The following is a 17101-nucleotide window of genomic DNA, read 5'->3' as shown; positions in this document are numbered from 1 at the left end:
TAGTTAATTTTTAAAAATTAATATACAACCACGGCTTTATTATCAAGCTTTCCCCAGTTGGTTAAAAAATCCGCGACTTTCATTCTGATTTCGCCGAAGATCGGATCAAGCAATATCATCAATTGCGGATTATCCGAGGTGCCGGTGTAACCGATCAAAGTTCGCGCGTGTTCATCCATCTTCGCTTTAATTATCAAACCGGCGGAAGTTTGCCAGGAAATATCTCTCCCCTTTCCGATCACGCCCCAAACAACCACGGGATTATTATCGGTCAACGCGGTGATCAAATCAGTGAGTGTGCCGCTCGCGATAACTTTGGCCGCGCGGTATTTGTTTGCCAAGTCAAAAATCGGCTGCTCGTAAACGCCATAGCCGGTGTTAGGCATTGAGCCGTTGATGTTGCCGACAAAGCCTAAATTCGGATCGCCCCAGATATTTCCCGGATTGCGCGGTCCCGGATCAGAGCTTGGCAATTGCGCGATTAATTCATTCTCGGTCACCTTAACTCCCTGATATTGCAGCGCCATAACGAGCGAAGCGACTTCACAGGAAAGATTATGTTGCTGGCGATGATAAGGCACAGCCAATTTAACCGCTGGTTTTGACTTGGTCGGGATAACCAGCGCGACCTTATAATAAGCCGTTCTGACCGCGATCTTCACCGGGTTTTCTTCTCCCTTGGTATCATCAAGCGTAAATTCCCAAACCACCCAACCGATGGCTATTAGAATAATTACTAACAGCGCCCACCAAAGCACAATTTTTATAGTTTTCTTGGTCATAAGATTTAGACCCTCTCTTGCCTTGCCCGCCGAAGCTGTGCGTAGGCGGGAGAAAGGACTTTGTTAATCAACGCAGATGATGGGCTCACCCGGCTGAGGCGGTTTTTCTTTTTCCGCGGCTATTTGTTTGATCTCCCCGCTGGACGAAACTTTATAAATCACGCCGGTTAGCTGATGAGTGCCGCAACCATAGGCATTGCCATAAAATAATTGAACCAAGAATCCATCGGTGATTGTCAAAGTATTGCCGGCCGGAATTCCGTCCTCGTCGAGCACCAGGCTGCTTTGCGTCACGGCAACATAAGACGCGGCAACGGTCTCGCTTTTGATTGGCGCGAAACGGGCAGCCAATTTTTCTTTTGAATCAATTTTTGTTCCATTGGAATCTTCCAACCAATAACCGGTAGCGCATAAACCGCCTTCAATGCGCAGATAATCCCCGCCATCGCTGGCCCCGCAGCCGTCCGTCTTTTTTTCCACCAAAGGTCCGCCGTAGGAAAGTCCGACCAGTTTAGTGGCGATAATTTTATCCCAAGGCACTTTGGCGTATTTCGCCTCCAGGGTTGTATCAGTCCATTGGTAATCGCCGGCGACCTTTTCACCGATAAAATTCAAGGGGATAATCTCTTTTTTATATTTAGTCCGTTGATACCAATAAAAACCGAGGTTCGCAAGAACAGCAACAACAACGACACCGACCAAAATAACCGTTAAAGAAGGCAAGCGAAAAAATGGCCGTTTGCCAGATTGCGAAATTTTTTGATCCATAAAAATAATATTTATAAATAAATCATCGCGAAACTTTTATTCATTTAACATTCCGCCCCATTCAACGACGGTAAAACCTTTCCGCTCCGGAGTAATGATTCGCGGTTCGGCCAGAATAATCTTTTTTTCCAGTGGCTGGAAATAAAAATCGCGTCGGATCAACGTGGTCGGTTGCGGACTTATCTTTAAATTCATATTTTGCGCGAGAAAAGAATCGGACAAAAGTTTGATCTCATAATATTCCGCCGGCGGCAGCTCGGCTAACCAATATTCCTTGAATTGCGATTTTTCATGGCCATTCAAACCGAGTTTTGGCAAATTCGAATCAAACCAATTTTCTAATTTTTCACCGGCAACAACCCAGCCTTCGCGGGGCAGCTGGAGCTGGTCCAATTGCGCCTCGTAAAATAAATAATCATATTGGCCGTTGATCAGCCCGCCGGGTTCGGCAGTTACTTCCCAACCCTGATAATACTCCGGGTCGCTCTTGGTGATGATTCCCTTCAAATCAACCGCCACGCTAACTTTGGTCGGCTGCTCGGGATAAAGATAAACAGCGGGTTTTTTAACATAGGGAGGAAAATTGGGATAATCCGGGCTGGTGCAAATTCTTTTTATTTCATCGATCAAGCTGCCCTGGCAGGAATACTTCTTGATCGCCGAATCTGACAATCCATCTTTAGCCAGAGTCCACGCTTCATCGGCCGTATCAGTCAAACACGTGGCAGTAGTTGATTCAAGGGATAAAAGATTATCAAGTATTTTTGGGCAAGCAGCTCCACCCGTTCCACCTGAAACAATCGAACCGACGATCGACTTGGTCGGCTGCGGCGGACTGACAATTTTTTTCAATTCCAATTCGGTCATCGTCACCCGGAATTGACCGTTCGCCGGCTCAATCTTCACCTCGCTTTTTTCTTCCAAATTTAAAGAAGTAATTTTTTCATCGATCACGACTTTGGCAGCCTTGCCTTGAGAAACTTGCTGGCCCAGGCAATCATAACTATCGCCGCAGTCAATCACGATCGAAGTAATGACGTTGGGCGGATTTGGCGGCTGCGTCTGACGTTTGAGGTAAACAAAATAACTTACCACTCCCACGATAATAATCACCACCAGAAACAGAATTACCGCGATGAAAAATTTCTTTTTCATAATTGTTATTTGTTATTTATTTAATGCGGAGAGGGCGAGATTCGCCCCGTCATCCGACGGGGCGCCCGGGTAAATACCCGGGCGAACTGATGCGGAGGCGAGAGGCGCTTCGCTATTCGAACGCGCTCGCCGCCCGGGGCGACTCGCTTTTGGAAGGGGTTTCCACCCCTTCCAATACCATCCCCCGGAAACAGTGGAAACCTCCCGGTTTCCAAACCTTCCCCGCTCGAATCTCTCTTGTTTCATATAAAATTTAAAAGACAAAAGGTCATTTTGAATTTTATGCGGAGGCGAGAGGATTCGAACCTCTGAGGCCATTGCTGGCCTAACAGTTTTCAAGACTGTCCTATTCGACCACTCTAGCACACCTCCGAATTTATTCTTTTTTAAAAATATCATCTTTACCCTAACAGGCAAACAGTTTTTCCGCCAAAGGCGGATCAGCCTCTGGCTGACAAGACTGTCCTATTCGACCACTCTAGCACACCTCCAGTATTACTCTACTTGGTAAAATACCTTATTTTAGTGCTAATCGTCAAATAAAAAACACGGCAGCTTTTGGCTACCGCAATTTATCTTTCCGGTTAAATTATTATTCAATAACTTCAACTTTATCCCAGCCGGCCGGCACCCAAAGCAGAATTATTTCGGCGGCAAAACCGAATTGTTCAATTTTGGTCCGCGCCTGGCGCAGATGCTTAAAATGCTCCTCCTTTTCCACCGGATTGCCCGCGCATTCTTCATGCGCCACGACAGCGATCAGGCTTGATTCATGTTTGTTGATGGAAATTCCCAAGCGATGCTTGATATTCTCGATGATGCTAAATTCCAAGCCATCGGCTAAAATTTTGTCCGGTCCGGGTTCGGTGATCGTATCAACCCAATCCAAACCGTAGCGCGATCGCAAAAAATCAGCCGCAACTTGCTGGGTGCGGCCGTCCATGCAATTGATGACAGTGCCGAATTTTCCCTGAGAAACATGAGGCATAGGCATTATTCCCTTCTTGCTATCGTTAAATGATTATAATCAATGAGCAATTGTTCGATAATAACACAAAAGACTTGTCAACCATCATTTATTAATATTCTCGCCCATTTTGAAAGTGGCCAGCCATTTTCTGTCCACGACATTTACCGCTTCCCATTTCCAACCATGGTTTTTAAAAGCCGCCGGATCGGTCACGTATTGCCAGATATTATCATGGAGATAATAAATCCTCGAACTGCCCGCGACTTTAACCAATTTCGGATAAGTGAAGATCGCCCGCGCCGGACCGTTGGCCTTTTTTGTCTTATAGCTGTAATCGTGGATCGTCCCCATAAACAGATCGTAACCGTAACGATAGCTCTGGCCGTCGACCGTATCTCCCGGATCATTAGTGATGAATTGCTGTTTGGCATCGTCATAACCGGTAATGACCGTCATATGATAAGAAGTGCCGGTGCGCAAAAAAGGAATGTTCGGGTTATGCAAAGCAAAACCGTAATGCGGCGTAATTACCGGGCGGCCGGCGTCGATCTCGCTTTTAATTTGAGCAATGGTGGGATTTTCCACGATCTTGGCATTATAAACCGTATAAGTATTGATCAGATATTTGCTTTGCGCCATATCAGAATTGACATTTGAACCATAAAGGACATTCTGCTTGTTAAAAAGCATAATCATGAATGCTTTGCCTTCGGCCAGATTCATCACTTTTTTGCCAGTATAATATTTTTCCAGCATCGCAAAACATGCCTCTTCGCAGGCATTTTTCCATGGGCCGCCCGAGGTGCCGGCCGGAACTTCCCTGATATAGGGCACTGTCAAATTAGCCGAACTCGCAGTCAGCGCCAAACAAGGCGATATAACGATCACCAAAAAAACAAAAGCGCCCAATGCGCAATAACTGATTTTCTTCATCATATTTTAAATTTATCAAAAAATTAATAAAAAAACAAGTGGGCCGTAATTTTTTCTTAACCACCGATTTATTTTAGCACGAACATCAAAACAATGCCCAGGATAAAAATCACAAAAGAGCTGACGGCTTTCTTTAAATTGGTTTCTTTTCTTATTTCCGGCATCAGATCGGAAGCGGCGATATAAATAAATCCGCCCGCCGCGAAAGGCAAAAGAAAGGGAATAATATTATTAAGGGCGAAGGAGATAAAATATCCGACGACTCCGCCCAAAACAACGGTTAAGGCAACGATATAGTTCACTATCAGGGCTTTCTTTTTTTCAAATCCGGCATGGATCAGCACGCCGAAATCGCCGATCTCTTGCGGGATTTCGTGCAAGGCGATAACCAGCGTCGTGATTATTCCCAATTTGATATCGATTAAAAATGTGCTGGCGATCACCAACCCGTCGATAAAATTATGCACCGAATCCCCGACCAAATTCATATAACCGAAAGAGTGGACCGAACAATTCTCCTCGTGGCAGTGGCGCCAAAATAATAATTTTTCCATGAAAAAGAAAAAAATGAAAGCGGACAAAACTATGAAATAAAGCATGGTCGAATCCATTTTCTCCGCCGCCTCGGGCAAAAGATGCAAAAAAGCGCCGCCGATCAAAGCTCCGGCGGAAAGCGACACCAAGAATATCGTTATCTTGCTCAGCGTTTCTCTCTTGAAAAATAAAAACAAAACCGCCACCCAGACGCATAAGCTGATCGCGAAACAAGCCAAGATGATAGAAAATAAAATATTCATGTTCTCATTTTTAAATTAACGATTTGATTTATAATCACCGAATATATTATATCTTATTTTCTGCAGTCGGCAAAGTTTTATAAAAAAGTCTCCTGTCTTGATCGGCATTGACATTGACAGATAAAAAATATAGGAATAAAATTTATTGATTCTGGATGATTTGTTTCTGAAAAAAAAACAAAAAGCGTTCCGACAAATCTTTTTGATAGCCCTTTGAATTATTCCACATAATAAGTCGATATTTTCTAATCCCCAATCACTCAACAATCAAGGAGGAGTCGATGGCCAAAAAAGCTAAACTCAATGTCATGGTGATCGGCAGCGGCGGCCGTGAAGCCGCGCTCGTGGAAAAAATCAGCCAATCCCCGCTGGCAGGAAAAATTTACTGCCTGCCGGGCAACGGCGGAATCAGCCGGACAGCCCAGTGCGTACCTATTGATGCTAAGTATCCGTCATCCATAGTGTCATTTGCCAAAGTCAAGAAGATCGGCTTGGCGGTGATCGGGCCGGAAGCGCCCCTGGTGGCCGGTTTGTCTGACCGTTTGCGGAGAGCGGGCATCCCGGTTTTCGGTCCGTCCAAAAAAGCATCGATTTTGGAAGGCTCCAAGGCGGCCATGAAGCAGCTGCTGAGAAGATACGAAATTCCTACGGCGGCCTTCGATACCTTTTCCAATCCCGATTCCGCGCTGGAATATATGCGTCGCAAAACAGACCCGCACGTGTTCATCAAAACCTCGGGCCTGGCTTCAGGCAAAGGGGCGATTGATTGCCCAACGCTTGCCGAGGCTGAAAATACGATCCGCGCCATGATGGTGGACAAGAAATTCGGCGATGCCGGCAATCAGATCGTCATCGAAGATTTCCTTTCGGGCGAAGAAGCCTCCTTTATGGCCTTCGTGGACGGCAAGCGCGTTTTACCTTTAGCCACCGCCCAAGACCATAAGCGAGCCCGCGACAACGACCAAGGCCCCAATACCGGCGGCATGGGAGCCTATTCTCCGGCGCCAGTCGTTACCCCCGCTTTAAGTGAAAAAATCATGGAGACGATCATGAAGCCGACGGTTGAAGCGATGAAGAACGAAGGCATGCCTTTCCGCGGCCTCCTTTACGCCGGACTGATGATCGACGGCGAAGACGTGCGGGTGCTGGAATTCAACATCCGTTTCGGCGACCCGGAAATCCAGCCGATCCTCCTGCGGATGAAGTCTGATATCCTGCCCTTCCTTTTGGCAACGGCCAAAGGAAGTTTAGCCGGCATGACGATTCAGTGGGATCCGCGGCCGGCTCTTTGCGTGGTAATGGTGTCGGGCGAATATCCGGAAAAACCCAAAACCGGACTTCCGATTTCCGGACTGGAAGAAGCCGCCTGCCTGGCCGATGTGCAAATATTACACGCGGCCACCGGACTCGACCCCCGATCCGGCGTGTATTTGACGGCAGGAGGGCGAGTTATCGATGTATCGGCAAAGGGAGACAAGTTATTCGACGCTCAAACTCGGGCCTACCAGGCAGTAAAGCTGATCAGGTGGGAAAATGCGCGTTACCGCACTGACATCGGCTTCAAAGCCATCGGACGGGCATAAAAAGGATCTCAAAAAAAATAGCGCATAGCCAGGAATCAGTTTTCCTGGCTATTTTATTTCAATCAAAAAAATTTTTAGATAAAATAAAAGCGGTCGAGTTCTGACTCCCACCGCCTTTTTCTTTTCGGCTTGATTGATCTTTACGGACGCCGGGGCGTACCGTTGTTGGCATCACGCTCCAGCGCGACAACTCCGCGCTCGATAAGCGACGTGAATTTGTCATACTGATACGAAATTGGTGAGCTGAATTTTGCCGCGAGCTCATCCCAATTGGCAATCACGTATCCGCCAGAAATGGTAATCGCCAGCATCCACACCAGAGTTTTCAAATCCAGCCGCCAATCTTTCCGAATCCTTCTCTTCGAAATCATCTTGGACTTCACGGGCGCGACAAGGCCCCTCGGCGCCAAAAAAACGCTTCCGGCCGCGCTTCTCACGATTCTGTTCACAACTTCCTCCTTTGGTAAAGATTTATTGATAAATAACGATGTAATTTTCTTATCCGAAATATAGCATGAATATCGGTAAGCGTCAAATACCAAAAATAACTTTTGGAAATCTGAATATTTTGAACGGAGAGGATGGGATTCGGTCACAACTCTCACTCGCTTCCGCTCGTTCGGTCGCGACCCCGGCTCGCGGTTGGCCTCGCCAAAAAGCTCGGCCAACATCGCTCCGCCTTTCGAATCCTATCCTTTTCCATTCTAACTAAAATAACCTGACGCAGGTCAGAAAGAAACGCGTTCGCTCGCCGCCGGAAAGCGGCTCGCTCTCTTGTCCAGGGTTGCCGCCAAACGCTCCCGCGGGTCGCGTCTGGCGTCGCTCGCTTATTCGTCGCTCGTTCCCTCGCGACTCATAGCTCGCTCGCAACCAGTTCGAATCCCCTTCCCTTTCTTCTCAAATATAAAATCACGGCGACGAGCCGTGATTTTATATTTGAGCGGAGAGGATGGGATTCGGTCACAACTCTCACTCGCTTCCGCTCGTTCGGTCGCGACCCCGGCTCGCGGTTGGCCTCGCCAAAAAGCTCGGCCAACATCGCTCCGCCTTTCGAATCCTATCCTTTTCCATTCTAACTAAAATAACCTGACGCAGGTCAGGTTATTTTAGTTAGCGGGACACTTGGGTTAAGTACCCCAGTTATACAATCATCATAAGGGTTTTATGCGACATCGTCCAGGGGCAAAAATGAGGCACTTGGGTCAAGGGTCTAAAAACAAAATGGGACAAATGGGACACTATAAAAAGGGATTGCTTTTATGCACCATTTGACAAAAATATCAAAACATAGCACAACTCATTACCTGCTACACTTTACTTAGGAATTTATCAACATAATGTTTCGCACAATAATTCATCTCCTCCTCCTGTCTGTCTCTAAAAATTTTATAAAACCAATCTGGAACAAACGAACACGACTCCCTGTGTCTAAAAAGCTGATCCTGAATTGCTCTTAGACTGCCTTTTATGCCACTGTTGATATTTTTAAATTCAGGTAGCTTTTCCAGTAATTCTTCAATTTTATTTTTAAGTTCCTTAATTCTGCCTACCGAAGAATACTGCGATGCCGCATAATCAATGATAACTTCGTAAAAAGGAAGAACTGAAAATAAAAACACTATTGAATTTTTGCCCCAAAAAAATAATACGAAGCTTAACAATAAAATTATGGCCATAATTGACCAAAAAAGCTTCTCTCGCAAAGACACGTCCCAATACACGTTTGTCCGCTGGCAAATGGCAACCGCGGGCAGAAGATCAATATCTCCTATTTCTTTAGAATACCAATCATACAAATTTGCCAAATTATTTTTCACTTTTTTCTTATACTTTTTCGAGGACGAAAGTACTTTCTCTTCTTCAATTTTATTCCCAGCAACTATATCGTTCCACGGCAGTTCAAATAATTCCAAATCAAAACTTTCTTGAATTTTTGCCGCATTTTTTCTATCAGAATTCTCAACTCTTCTTAAAAAGAAAAAGTCAACAAACAAATAAAAAACTGCGGATATGGCGATATAATATTGGGTATTTTTAAATTCTAACATTAAAATTGGAGCGATGATTGCAAACACGAGGGATAAAAACAGCCGAGCAAGAAAAAAATTTTTCGCTTTAGAATATAGATACCTTTGGGCGGCCAATCTATTAATCTGATCGGGTTGATTTTGTCTGGCAATAATATTATTCATACTTTTACTTAAGTAATTCCCCGTTGAATATTTTATTCCAAAGTCGCATATTAGTGCTTGCTGGCAGGGAAAAGAGTAGACCAGACCCAGGCGCCGAAAAACAATTCTTTGCTTCCTGTGCCATCTTGATGCTTTGTGCTCGATTCTCAGCCGAAAGTTTGTAATCAATATGTGGGGCAAACCCAGAAAATTGCGGACAAGTTAAGACAAGATGCTGATCAAACAAATTAAAACACTCTCGCAAGGCATTTTCAAGTGTCGTAATATTTTTCCCAAAGAGCGAACGATAAACAAGCGCATCCACATGGAATCCTGAAAGCCTGTCAGCGTTACTCAACTCATTCCATTTTCTCATAAGTCGACAACTTGAAGATAAAACACCGCCCAATCTTGCATCTTCTTTTTTAAATGCTTCAATATCAGAAAGCGGATTCGTAGATTGCCACATATTCGAATTTGTTCCTTCGGGAATAAAATAATGGGTACCGGCTCTAGTATGTGCGATTTTAAAAGCAGGGACAACATCAATTCCAAAACCATATGCATCCAACCAAACATTAATTGCTTGCCCATCTTTTCTGATTTCGGAACGAGAATAAGTTTCACTTAAAACTTCGCGGATGCGGTTTAGAATTTTTTGAGAAGATATATTTCCGAACTCATCTTTATATTGCGGCAAAGTCAGCGGATTAAATGTTTTCCCGCTTCCATATGCTGGACCCATTTCCTGACCACCTTCTTTGGCAACCAAGGTTGATCCATCTAAAACAAGCATTAAATCAACATCATCAAACGGTGCTGGCTTTGTTCCCCTGATGGCAGATCCGTAGAGAAAATCCTCGCCCTCAAGAACGGAAGGCAAGCTATTGTCTTCTTCCAACTTATTTGCCAAAATTTCTCTAAGTCTTTCCTGGCTTTCAGAGGCTTGATTAATGATTTCCGGATCCGGATTAATTTTCTTAATAAGAAAATTCTCTAATAAAGTGTTTATCATATTATTTTCCTCTGCGGTTATACGGCGCTTGATTTGTCGGTTTCAAGCTCACGCCAAGAGCCGAGGCTTTACTCTGAACACCGGCAACCGGACGGCCTAATTTTAAACCGATTACACGAGTTGGGGTGTCCTGTTTAGCAAGGACTTTTAATTGTTTCACTTCTGTCGGAGTCCATTGCTTGCCGGCATTGCGAATGTATTTTGGAGGCATACATTTAAAATATTATTTTTTAAATACCTTTATCGCTACGCCGTTAACGGCGTAGCCGATAGAGTCTAAATCTTTTTTGTGTAAAACGATGGGCGGAATGTCTAGGGTCGATTCCGATACAAGCCTAACCTCGTCTCCGGTCTTATAGAACTTTTTAAAATTGGCGGCATCATCAATAACCGACAAGACGTAATCACCGGGCTCTGGGGTTCTATTGCAGTCGACAATAACATAATCGCCGCTCTCGACGCTCTCGCCATCAATTTTGGCTTTATTTAACGATTCGCCAACTGCTCGGACCGCCATCAAGCTATTCTGGTCTGCCTTAGGCAAAAATTCTTTGGATACACTCAAATATCCTTCTATGTTTTCATGAGCCAGTTCGGTAGCCGGACCACAATTAGCCGCGCCAACAATCGGAATGCGTAAAAGTTTATCAATAACAAACGATCCACTCTTGGCAACTTCGCTTTTTTTGTCTTTTTTATTGAAATAAAGCAAGCCCTTTTTTCTAAGTTGATCCATATGGTATTGAACTTTGAAGACGTGATCAATGCCCGTTTTTCTAGCTATTTCCATTGGGGTCAACTTGCTTATATCCTCTTTTAAAGCAAGTTTGAGAATTTTTTGCTGATTTTCGTTCATTTTTTTCATAAGTTGAATTTTACGTGCTTTTATATTAGCTATCACAAGCTTAGCATAGAGCTCGAAACAAGTCAAATATTTGTTGTACCTCTTGCGTAATTTGTACGGCGTGCTATACTTAAGACATGGAAGAAAAAATAATCCAAAAATTAGAACTTAAGCCAGCTCAGTCTGCTCCCGGACCAGAGGATATTGTTTTACAAATGACCGATATTCAGCTTCACACAAATACCCGAACTACAAATGAGATTGGCAAATTTTTTAAAAGGTTGATTTTTTGGAAAAAACCAGCAAGACTCTACTCCCCTCTTCCGCCGCAAGAAAAAAATAAAGAAGGTATAATTAATTTTAATATTGACATGGGCCTGAATGATCCGGTTCTGCAAGAGACGATAAACGAATGCCGAAAGCAAGGAAGGCGCGTTTTAATAAGCGTGCCGAATAATGTGCCGATCCTTCTTGGAAAGGATGCTGTTGAATTTAAAAATAGCGTCAAAGGAAAAAGGATTTTAAGAAGATTGGCAAAAAATGAAAGTTAAAAATTAAATAATACTGCGTAGTAAAAAGCGAGTAGTGTAGCGCTCAAAGAGCCATGCCTATTCCGCGCAAGAAATAAGCGAAGCGTCGACTTCTTTTATTTCGCGTGCGGAGTAGGTTTTTTTATTTCCGCGCGATTTATTAATAAACTAAAAACTAAATCCGTATGAAGAAAATCAATCCTAAGATCATAATGGTGCCTCCGGCACAGCTCAAGGCGGCCGAATATAATCCTCGACGCCTTACGGCCAGCCAGGAAAAAGTATTAACCAGAAGCATTGAAACTTACCAGCTTCTGGATCCAATCGTCGCCAACCGATTCAAAGGGCGCGAGAACGTGATAATTTCTGGCCACCAAAGATGGAAAATCGCCCAAAAATTAAATTACAAAGAAGTGCCGGTCATTTTCGTAAATTTAAATCCCAAAAAGGAAAAAGATTTGAATTTATTAATGAACAAGGCGCAAGGAGAATGGGATCTTGAGCTATTGAAAAACTTTGAAATCGAAACCTTGCTGGACGTGGGTTTTGATTCCGAAGAAATCGGCGCAATCTGGAATGACGTTTTAGAAATCGAGGACGACGATTTTCAAGAAGAAAAGGAATTAGAAAAAATAAAGGAGACCAGCATTAAAACAGGCGACCTTTTCCAGTTAGGCAGCCATCGCCTCCTCTGCGCCGATTCGACCGATCAGAATAACGGAAAAATTCTGTTGGCCGGAGAGCGAGCCAGCATGGTCTACTGCGATAGCCCCTATAATATTTCCCTCGACTACGCTAAAGGCTTGGGCGGAAAACAAAACTACGGCGGACAAGTCAATGACAACAAAACCGACGCAGAATTCAGAGAGTTTACCAAACAGGCAATGCAAACCGCCTTGTCGGTCAGCAAGCCGGATCTGCATTTTTTCTGGTATTGCGATCAGAAGTATGTGGGCATGATCCAAGCGCTGTATGCCGAACTCGGCATAAAATACCAGCGAACCTGCCTCTGGATGAAAAATGGATTTAATGTAACCCCGCAAGTCGCTTTCAACAAATGCTATGAGCCAGTAGTTTACGGCATTAAAAACAAGCCCTACGTAGCGCCGATCAACAACCTTAATGAAATCCTAAACAAAGAAATCGGCACCGGCAACCGAACAATCGAAGATATTCTCGATCTTCTTGATATCTGGCTGGTTAAACGTCTGCCCGGGCAGGATTATGAGCACCCAACATCAAAGCCGCCGACTCTACATGAAAAAGCCCTCAGACGATGCACCAAGATCAATGACATCGTGCTTGATCTGTTCGGCGGATCAGGATCGACGCTGATCGCTTGCGAGCAATTAAAACGGCGGGCATACCTAATCGAAAAGGATCAAATTTTTTGCCAATTAATAATTAATCGCTTTGAAAAGCTTAGTGGCCTGAGGGCCAAGAAGCTCAACAAGGCAAAATACAACCATGAAAAAAGTTAAAACGGGAGAAATTTTCCGCTTGGGCAATAATCGATTGGCCTGCGGCGATGTTAATGATAAGGAATTATTAAAACGCCTTATCGGCGAGGATAAAATTACCGCGATTATTTCCGATGTTCCCTATGGAGTTGGCTACGTCGAGAGCAAATCAGGGTTCAAGCAAAAATTGGGCTGTGAAAAAATCATTGCCAACGACCAGGCGCAAAGCGACGAAGAATATCGCGACTTCACGATTCAGTGGCTGGAAAACATAAAACCGTATCTGGCCAGAAAAAATGCCGTCTATATTTTTAACAGCGACAAGATGATTTTCGCCTTGCGAGAGGCAATGCTTCAGGCCAAATACAAATTCACCCAGTTGCTCATTTGGGTTAAATCACAAGCGGTAATTGGCCGCTTGGATTATCTGCCCCAGCATGAATTAATCGCCTATGGCTGGTATGGCGCCCATGACTTCCGCCACTCCCAGGATAAGAGCGTCTTGTTCTATCCTAAACCAAATAAAAGCAAATTGCACAGTACCATGAAACCGGTCGGATTATTAAGGCGCTTAATCCTCAACAGCACCAAAATAAACGATTTTGTCTTTGATGGGTTTGCCGGCAGCGGATCGCTTTTAATCGGGTGCGAACAAACTAAAAGAAAATGTCTATTAGTCGAAATAGACGAAGGCCATTGTTCAACTATTATCGCCCGCTGGGAAAAAATCGCAGGCTTAAAATCTGAAAAAATATGAAAGACGATGAAAAATTAAAACAATTAGCCATCGAGCAATTGAATAAAACTCCGATTGTGCAGGTCGTTTGCGAAAAAATCGGTCTTCCCCGGACAACCTTTTACCGCTGGAAAGAAAATGACGAAAAATTCGCCGAAGCCGTCAACAAAGCTATCTGCGACGGACGGCACTTGATAAATGATTTTGCCGAATCACAACTGCTCACCGCTATTAAAAATAACAATCTTACGGCGATTATTTACTGGCTCAACCACAATCATAAAAACTACGCCAACAAACTGGAGATAGACGGGAGAGTAAAAACTGACAACGGCCGCCTGACGCCCGAGCAAGAGGAAAGCATCAAGCAAGCATTAAAACTCGCCTCATTGTTTGAAAACAATAATTTACTTACTAGCCAAGAAGAAAAACCTGCTTCTTCTTAACTATAAAAAACATATGGCCGAGATCAACAAAGAGCAAGTTGAAGAAATGATTCGCGACCGCAAATCAAGAGTCGCCGTAACCAACGACAGCCATCTTTGGTTTTTCAGCGTTTACTTCAACCATTACATGTTTTATCCCTTTGCCGATTTTCATTACAAAATGTTCAATATAACGGAAGATGAAACAATCAACACAGCCTTAATCATGGCTTTCAGGGGCAGCGCAAAATCGACGATCTTTACCTTGTCTTATCCCATTTGGTCCATCCTTGGCAAACCGCAAAAAAAATTTGTTATCATTCTTGGGCAAACCCAGCGGCAAGCCAGGCAACATCTGATAAATATCCGCAAAGAATTGGAAGGAAACGAATTGCTAAGAGCAGACCTCGGACCGTTTCAGCAAATTGAAGATGAGTGGGGATCGATGTCTTTAGTAATTCCGAAATATGAAGCGCGCATTACTGCCGCTTCCATGGAGCAAACCATCCGGGGCATGAAGCACATGCAGTATCGTCCGGATTTAATAATCTGCGACGATATTGAGGATCTGCAAAGCGTTAAAACAAAAGAGGGCAGGGACAAAATCCATCAATGGATATCAGGCGAAGTTATTCCGGCCGGGGATAAAAGCACTAAAATAATATTCGTCGGCAACTTGCTCCACGAGGATTCTTTGCTTATGAGAATAAAAGAAAAAATTGAAGCCGGAGAAATGAATGCCAGACTGCTGACCGTTCCTTTGATTGACGAAGCAAACCAAATAACCTGGACTGGAAAATTTAAGAATATGGACGAAATTGAAATAGAGAGAAAAAAAATCGCCAACGAATCATCTTGGCAGAGAGAATATCTTTTAAGAATAATTTCCGACCAGGAAAGGGTTGTTCATCCCGAATGGATACATTATTACGACGAAATACCAAACGACTACGAAACGCAGACCAAAGAGGACAGATTCCGCTTTCACGGCACCGGCATTGATCTGGCAATTTCAGAGAAGGAATCAGCCGATTATACGGCTATGGTATCAGCGGAAATGTTCGGGGCGGAAGAATTTTTTCGAATATATATTTTACCCAATCCCCTTAACCAGAGACTGACTTTTCCGAAAACGGTGGAAACCGTCAGAGAATTAATTGAGCTGAACAGCTCCTACAAAAAAAATCGAATATTTATCGAAGGTGTTGGATATCAGCAAGCATTAATTCAATTGCTTCAAAAAGATATTGATAATGTCTACAAAACCTGGGGTGAACCTAAACGATTAAAAATTGAGGATTATATACCAAAAGGAGATAAAAGAGCCAGGTTGGCGGCTATCAGCCCTTATATTCAAAACGGTAAAATATTATTTCCGAAGCATGGCGCCGAGGAGTTAATAAATCAAATGGTTAATTTCGGCAAAGAAAAACACGATGACTTGGTAGATGCTTTTACCTGTTTGACGACTAAAATGATCCATCGAGATCACACCCTATACATCGATAGTCCCGTAATAATTATTGGCGAAGATGACGACGAGTACCCGCAAGACGTTGTTTGCGATTAATATTGAAACGGGTAACGGGATCACAAAGCTTTTTTTACTCTTTCTGACACTGCGGACTTAAAGTCCGGGATGGATAAGCGGCTAATAGCGCGGCCAGAGAATCAAACGCCTTAAGATATTTAGGAGTCAGGCTCTGCCAGCCCGAACAATCGGCCGGATAATAATACTTAGAAGTGCTATATGAAGATGTGTAAAATTTACCGGACGGTGTAGAATCGGCAGTCGCGCTCGTATTTGCGGATGGTACCGAGGACACGGCGGCTTGCGTAGTGTCGCCATTGCAAGTGCTGGGCGACCACAATCCCAACTGGTTATCCTGGGCCGTCTTTTGCGCCGCTTTGAATTCGGCCTGATATTTATAGGGAGTATCGTAAGTATATTCGTGGGCATAGCCCTGAGCGATCATATATTTGTTGTAAAACAAACCATCTACGCGATAGACATAGGCAAGGGTGCGGCCGTATTTATCCAGTTCGCCTTGCGAAGGGTCTTTTTCCAGCCGGACCTTTTGGCCGGAAAGGAGTTCTTTGGCTTTGTTCGACGCCTCTTTGCCGAAGCATTGAACCGGCTTTCTCGGATCCACTGTTTCCGGCGTGTCGATACCGATAAGACGAAGCGTCGTAATCGTACCGCCTATATTTACCTTGATCGTATCGCCATCGACAACATCGGTCACCGAATAAAATACATACTGGGAGTTCGGTTTAGCAGTAACCGGAATGGTTGGCGCCGGATCATTCGTCTTAACTGGCGCCGTTGCGGGCGGAGTATTCTTTTCGGCTGAAATTGTCGCCCGCCCCGATATTGAATTATCTGCCAACTTATTATTAACTGGTGCGTCAGCAACAATACCTGATCCGTTATCAATAACCTCCTCCGTGCCGGTGGCCGCCGGAGCCGTTTGCGACTGCGTTTTTTCCAAATCCCCTGCCGACGGCGAAGCACTATTCTGATCCGTGATCTTCGAAGTGGTTGCAGTGCTTTGCTTTGTGTCATTACTTAACTTTTCTGCCGGCGGAGCCAAAAACAACGTGAAAACAAATAAAACAGCCGTAGCTGTTCCGAATATTTTAAGAATGGATTTTCTATTCAGTTCTTTACCCTTAAATAATCCCTTAAATGAATTCGGACGAACCAGGCCGATAATCAGACAAACAAATGAGGCTAAAAATAAAGTGGCGACTAAATTTTCCATATTTTTTATTAATTAATAATAAAAAACCAACTAAGTGGTTTAGCTGGTCATAGAAACACTAAACCCCACGCCAGCTAGACCTTGCGGTCCCATACCCGTTTCCAGATATGACTCGTTGAAAAGTCGCTGATCGTGGGGATCAGTATTTTCAACGAGTTTTCGCACCA

General features: G+C 44.1%; 18 protein-coding genes and 1 tRNA gene. 6 read left to right on the top strand and 13 right to left on the bottom strand.

Features of this window, described 5'->3' with window-relative positions; genetic code table 11:
- Positions 1-17: 17 nt before the first annotated feature.
- The 7 genes from PHE24_01295 to PHE24_01265 all read right to left on the bottom strand — a co-directional run bounded on the left by PHE24_01295 (position 18) and on the right by PHE24_01265 (position 5405).
- Positions 18-782, bottom strand: coding sequence for a C39 family peptidase (locus PHE24_01295; GenBank protein ID MDD4901748.1), 765 nt, complete (start codon positions 780-782; stop codon positions 18-20).
- Positions 783-845: 63 nt separating this feature from the next.
- Entirely contained in the window at positions 846-1550 is a 705-nt protein-coding gene (locus tag PHE24_01290; GenBank protein MDD4901747.1) for a hypothetical protein, read from the bottom strand.
- 36 nt (positions 1551-1586) lie between these two features.
- Positions 1587-2705, bottom strand: a complete 1119-nt coding sequence (locus tag PHE24_01285; GenBank protein ID MDD4901746.1) for a hypothetical protein — start codon at positions 2703-2705, stop codon at positions 1587-1589.
- 285 nt (positions 2706-2990) lie between these two features.
- A tRNA-Ser gene (locus PHE24_01280) sits at positions 2991-3077 on the bottom strand.
- Between the two features lie 220 nt (positions 3078-3297).
- Positions 3298-3693 (bottom strand): hypothetical protein, encoded by a 396-nt coding sequence (locus tag PHE24_01275; GenBank protein ID MDD4901745.1) that lies wholly within the window; start codon positions 3691-3693, stop codon positions 3298-3300.
- A gap of 84 nt (positions 3694-3777) precedes the next feature.
- A complete protein-coding gene (locus PHE24_01270) occupies positions 3778-4611 on the bottom strand; it encodes a C39 family peptidase (GenBank protein MDD4901744.1) in 834 nt (277 codons plus the stop codon).
- Positions 4612-4676: 65 nt separating this feature from the next.
- Complete coding sequence (locus tag PHE24_01265) at positions 4677-5405, bottom strand: ZIP family metal transporter (GenBank protein ID MDD4901743.1); 729 nt, start codon at positions 5403-5405, stop codon at positions 4677-4679.
- Between the two features lie 281 nt (positions 5406-5686).
- Between PHE24_01265 and purD the strand changes: the two genes are divergently transcribed.
- Positions 5687-6988, top strand: coding sequence for a phosphoribosylamine--glycine ligase (purD, locus tag PHE24_01260; protein MDD4901742.1), 1302 nt, complete (start codon positions 5687-5689; stop codon positions 6986-6988).
- 140 nt (positions 6989-7128) lie between these two features.
- On the opposite strand, the gene PHE24_01255 is transcribed toward purD, so the two are convergent.
- The 5 genes from PHE24_01255 to PHE24_01235 all read right to left on the bottom strand — a co-directional run bounded on the left by PHE24_01255 (position 7129) and on the right by PHE24_01235 (position 11030).
- Complete coding sequence (locus tag PHE24_01255; protein ID MDD4901741.1) at positions 7129-7437, bottom strand: hypothetical protein; 309 nt, start codon at positions 7435-7437, stop codon at positions 7129-7131.
- A gap of 858 nt (positions 7438-8295) precedes the next feature.
- Positions 8296-9180, bottom strand: a complete 885-nt coding sequence (locus tag PHE24_01250) for an S-4TM family putative pore-forming effector (GenBank protein ID MDD4901740.1) — start codon at positions 9178-9180, stop codon at positions 8296-8298.
- 4 nt (positions 9181-9184) lie between these two features.
- The gene (locus tag PHE24_01245; protein MDD4901739.1) at positions 9185-10174 is read right to left on the bottom strand and encodes a hypothetical protein; all 990 of its coding nucleotides are present in this window, start codon (positions 10172-10174) and stop codon (positions 9185-9187) included.
- A gap of 1 nt (position 10175) precedes the next feature.
- Complete coding sequence (locus PHE24_01240; GenBank protein ID MDD4901738.1) at positions 10176-10385, bottom strand: hypothetical protein; 210 nt, start codon at positions 10383-10385, stop codon at positions 10176-10178.
- A gap of 12 nt (positions 10386-10397) precedes the next feature.
- Positions 10398-11030, bottom strand: coding sequence for a S24 family peptidase (locus PHE24_01235; protein ID MDD4901737.1), 633 nt, complete (start codon positions 11028-11030; stop codon positions 10398-10400).
- A gap of 125 nt (positions 11031-11155) precedes the next feature.
- On the opposite strand from PHE24_01235, the gene PHE24_01230 reads away from it, so the two are divergent.
- The 5 genes from PHE24_01230 to terL all read left to right on the top strand — a co-directional run bounded on the left by PHE24_01230 (position 11156) and on the right by terL (position 15739).
- Positions 11156-11569, top strand: coding sequence for a hypothetical protein (locus tag PHE24_01230; GenBank protein MDD4901736.1), 414 nt, complete (start codon positions 11156-11158; stop codon positions 11567-11569).
- 164 nt (positions 11570-11733) lie between these two features.
- Positions 11734-13029, top strand: a complete 1296-nt coding sequence (locus PHE24_01225; GenBank protein ID MDD4901735.1) for a DNA modification methylase — start codon at positions 11734-11736, stop codon at positions 13027-13029.
- Entirely contained in the window at positions 13016-13765 is a 750-nt protein-coding gene (locus PHE24_01220; GenBank protein MDD4901734.1) for a DNA methyltransferase, read from the top strand. Before PHE24_01225 ends, PHE24_01220 begins: the two co-directional genes overlap by 14 nt.
- Positions 13762-14190 (top strand): hypothetical protein, encoded by a 429-nt coding sequence (locus PHE24_01215; GenBank protein MDD4901733.1) that lies wholly within the window; start codon positions 13762-13764, stop codon positions 14188-14190. The genes PHE24_01220 and PHE24_01215 overlap by 4 nt, the downstream gene beginning before the upstream one ends.
- Before the next feature lie 13 nt (positions 14191-14203).
- Positions 14204-15739, top strand: coding sequence for a phage terminase large subunit (terL, locus tag PHE24_01210; GenBank protein ID MDD4901732.1), 1536 nt, complete (start codon positions 14204-14206; stop codon positions 15737-15739).
- A 34-nt stretch (positions 15740-15773) separates the two neighbouring features.
- On the opposite strand, the gene PHE24_01205 is transcribed toward terL, so the two are convergent.
- On the bottom strand, positions 15774-16934 hold the full coding sequence (locus PHE24_01205) for a thermonuclease family protein (GenBank protein MDD4901731.1): 1161 nt from the start codon (positions 16932-16934) through the stop codon (positions 15774-15776).
- Positions 16935-17101 lie beyond the last annotated feature (167 nt).

The organism is Patescibacteria group bacterium, from assembly GCA_028707065.1.
Classification (GTDB): domain Bacteria; phylum Patescibacteriota; class Patescibacteriia; order Patescibacteriales; family WJLG01; genus JAQTUZ01.
Note: the sequence above shows the minus strand (reverse complement) of the source record. Positions and strands in the feature narration are given on the sequence as shown.

Bases quoted from the DNA above. Each gene is read 5' to 3' on its own strand.
- purD (MDD4901742.1), top strand. From the start codon at position 5,687: ATGGCCAAAAAAGCTAAACTCAATGTCATGGTGATCGGCAGCGGCGGC.
- PHE24_01225 (MDD4901735.1), top strand. From the start codon at position 11,734: ATGAAGAAAATCAATCCTAAGATCATAATGGTGCCTCCGGCACAGCTC.
- PHE24_01235 (MDD4901737.1), bottom strand. From the start codon at position 11,030: ATGAACGAAAATCAGCAAAAAATTCTCAAACTTGCTTTAAAAGAGGAT.
- PHE24_01285 (MDD4901746.1), bottom strand. From the start codon at position 2,705: ATGAAAAAGAAATTTTTCATCGCGGTAATTCTGTTTCTGGTGGTGATT.
- terL (MDD4901732.1), top strand. From the start codon at position 14,204: ATGGCCGAGATCAACAAAGAGCAAGTTGAAGAAATGATTCGCGACCGC.
- PHE24_01250 (MDD4901740.1), bottom strand. From the start codon at position 9,180: ATGAATAATATTATTGCCAGACAAAATCAACCCGATCAGATTAATAGA.
- PHE24_01295 (MDD4901748.1), bottom strand. From the start codon at position 782: ATGACCAAGAAAACTATAAAAATTGTGCTTTGGTGGGCGCTGTTAGTA.
- PHE24_01230 (MDD4901736.1), top strand. From the start codon at position 11,156: ATGGAAGAAAAAATAATCCAAAAATTAGAACTTAAGCCAGCTCAGTCT.
- PHE24_01245 (MDD4901739.1), bottom strand. From the start codon at position 10,174: ATGATAAACACTTTATTAGAGAATTTTCTTATTAAGAAAATTAATCCG.
- PHE24_01275 (MDD4901745.1), bottom strand. From the start codon at position 3,693: ATGCCTCATGTTTCTCAGGGAAAATTCGGCACTGTCATCAATTGCATG.
- PHE24_01215 (MDD4901733.1), top strand. From the start codon at position 13,762: ATGAAAGACGATGAAAAATTAAAACAATTAGCCATCGAGCAATTGAAT.
- PHE24_01240 (MDD4901738.1), bottom strand. From the start codon at position 10,385: ATGCCTCCAAAATACATTCGCAATGCCGGCAAGCAATGGACTCCGACA.
- PHE24_01270 (MDD4901744.1), bottom strand. From the start codon at position 4,611: ATGATGAAGAAAATCAGTTATTGCGCATTGGGCGCTTTTGTTTTTTTG.
- PHE24_01205 (MDD4901731.1), bottom strand. From the start codon at position 16,934: ATGGAAAATTTAGTCGCCACTTTATTTTTAGCCTCATTTGTTTGTCTG.
- PHE24_01290 (MDD4901747.1), bottom strand. From the start codon at position 1,550: ATGGATCAAAAAATTTCGCAATCTGGCAAACGGCCATTTTTTCGCTTG.
- PHE24_01265 (MDD4901743.1), bottom strand. From the start codon at position 5,405: ATGAATATTTTATTTTCTATCATCTTGGCTTGTTTCGCGATCAGCTTA.
- PHE24_01220 (MDD4901734.1), top strand. From the start codon at position 13,016: ATGAAAAAAGTTAAAACGGGAGAAATTTTCCGCTTGGGCAATAATCGA.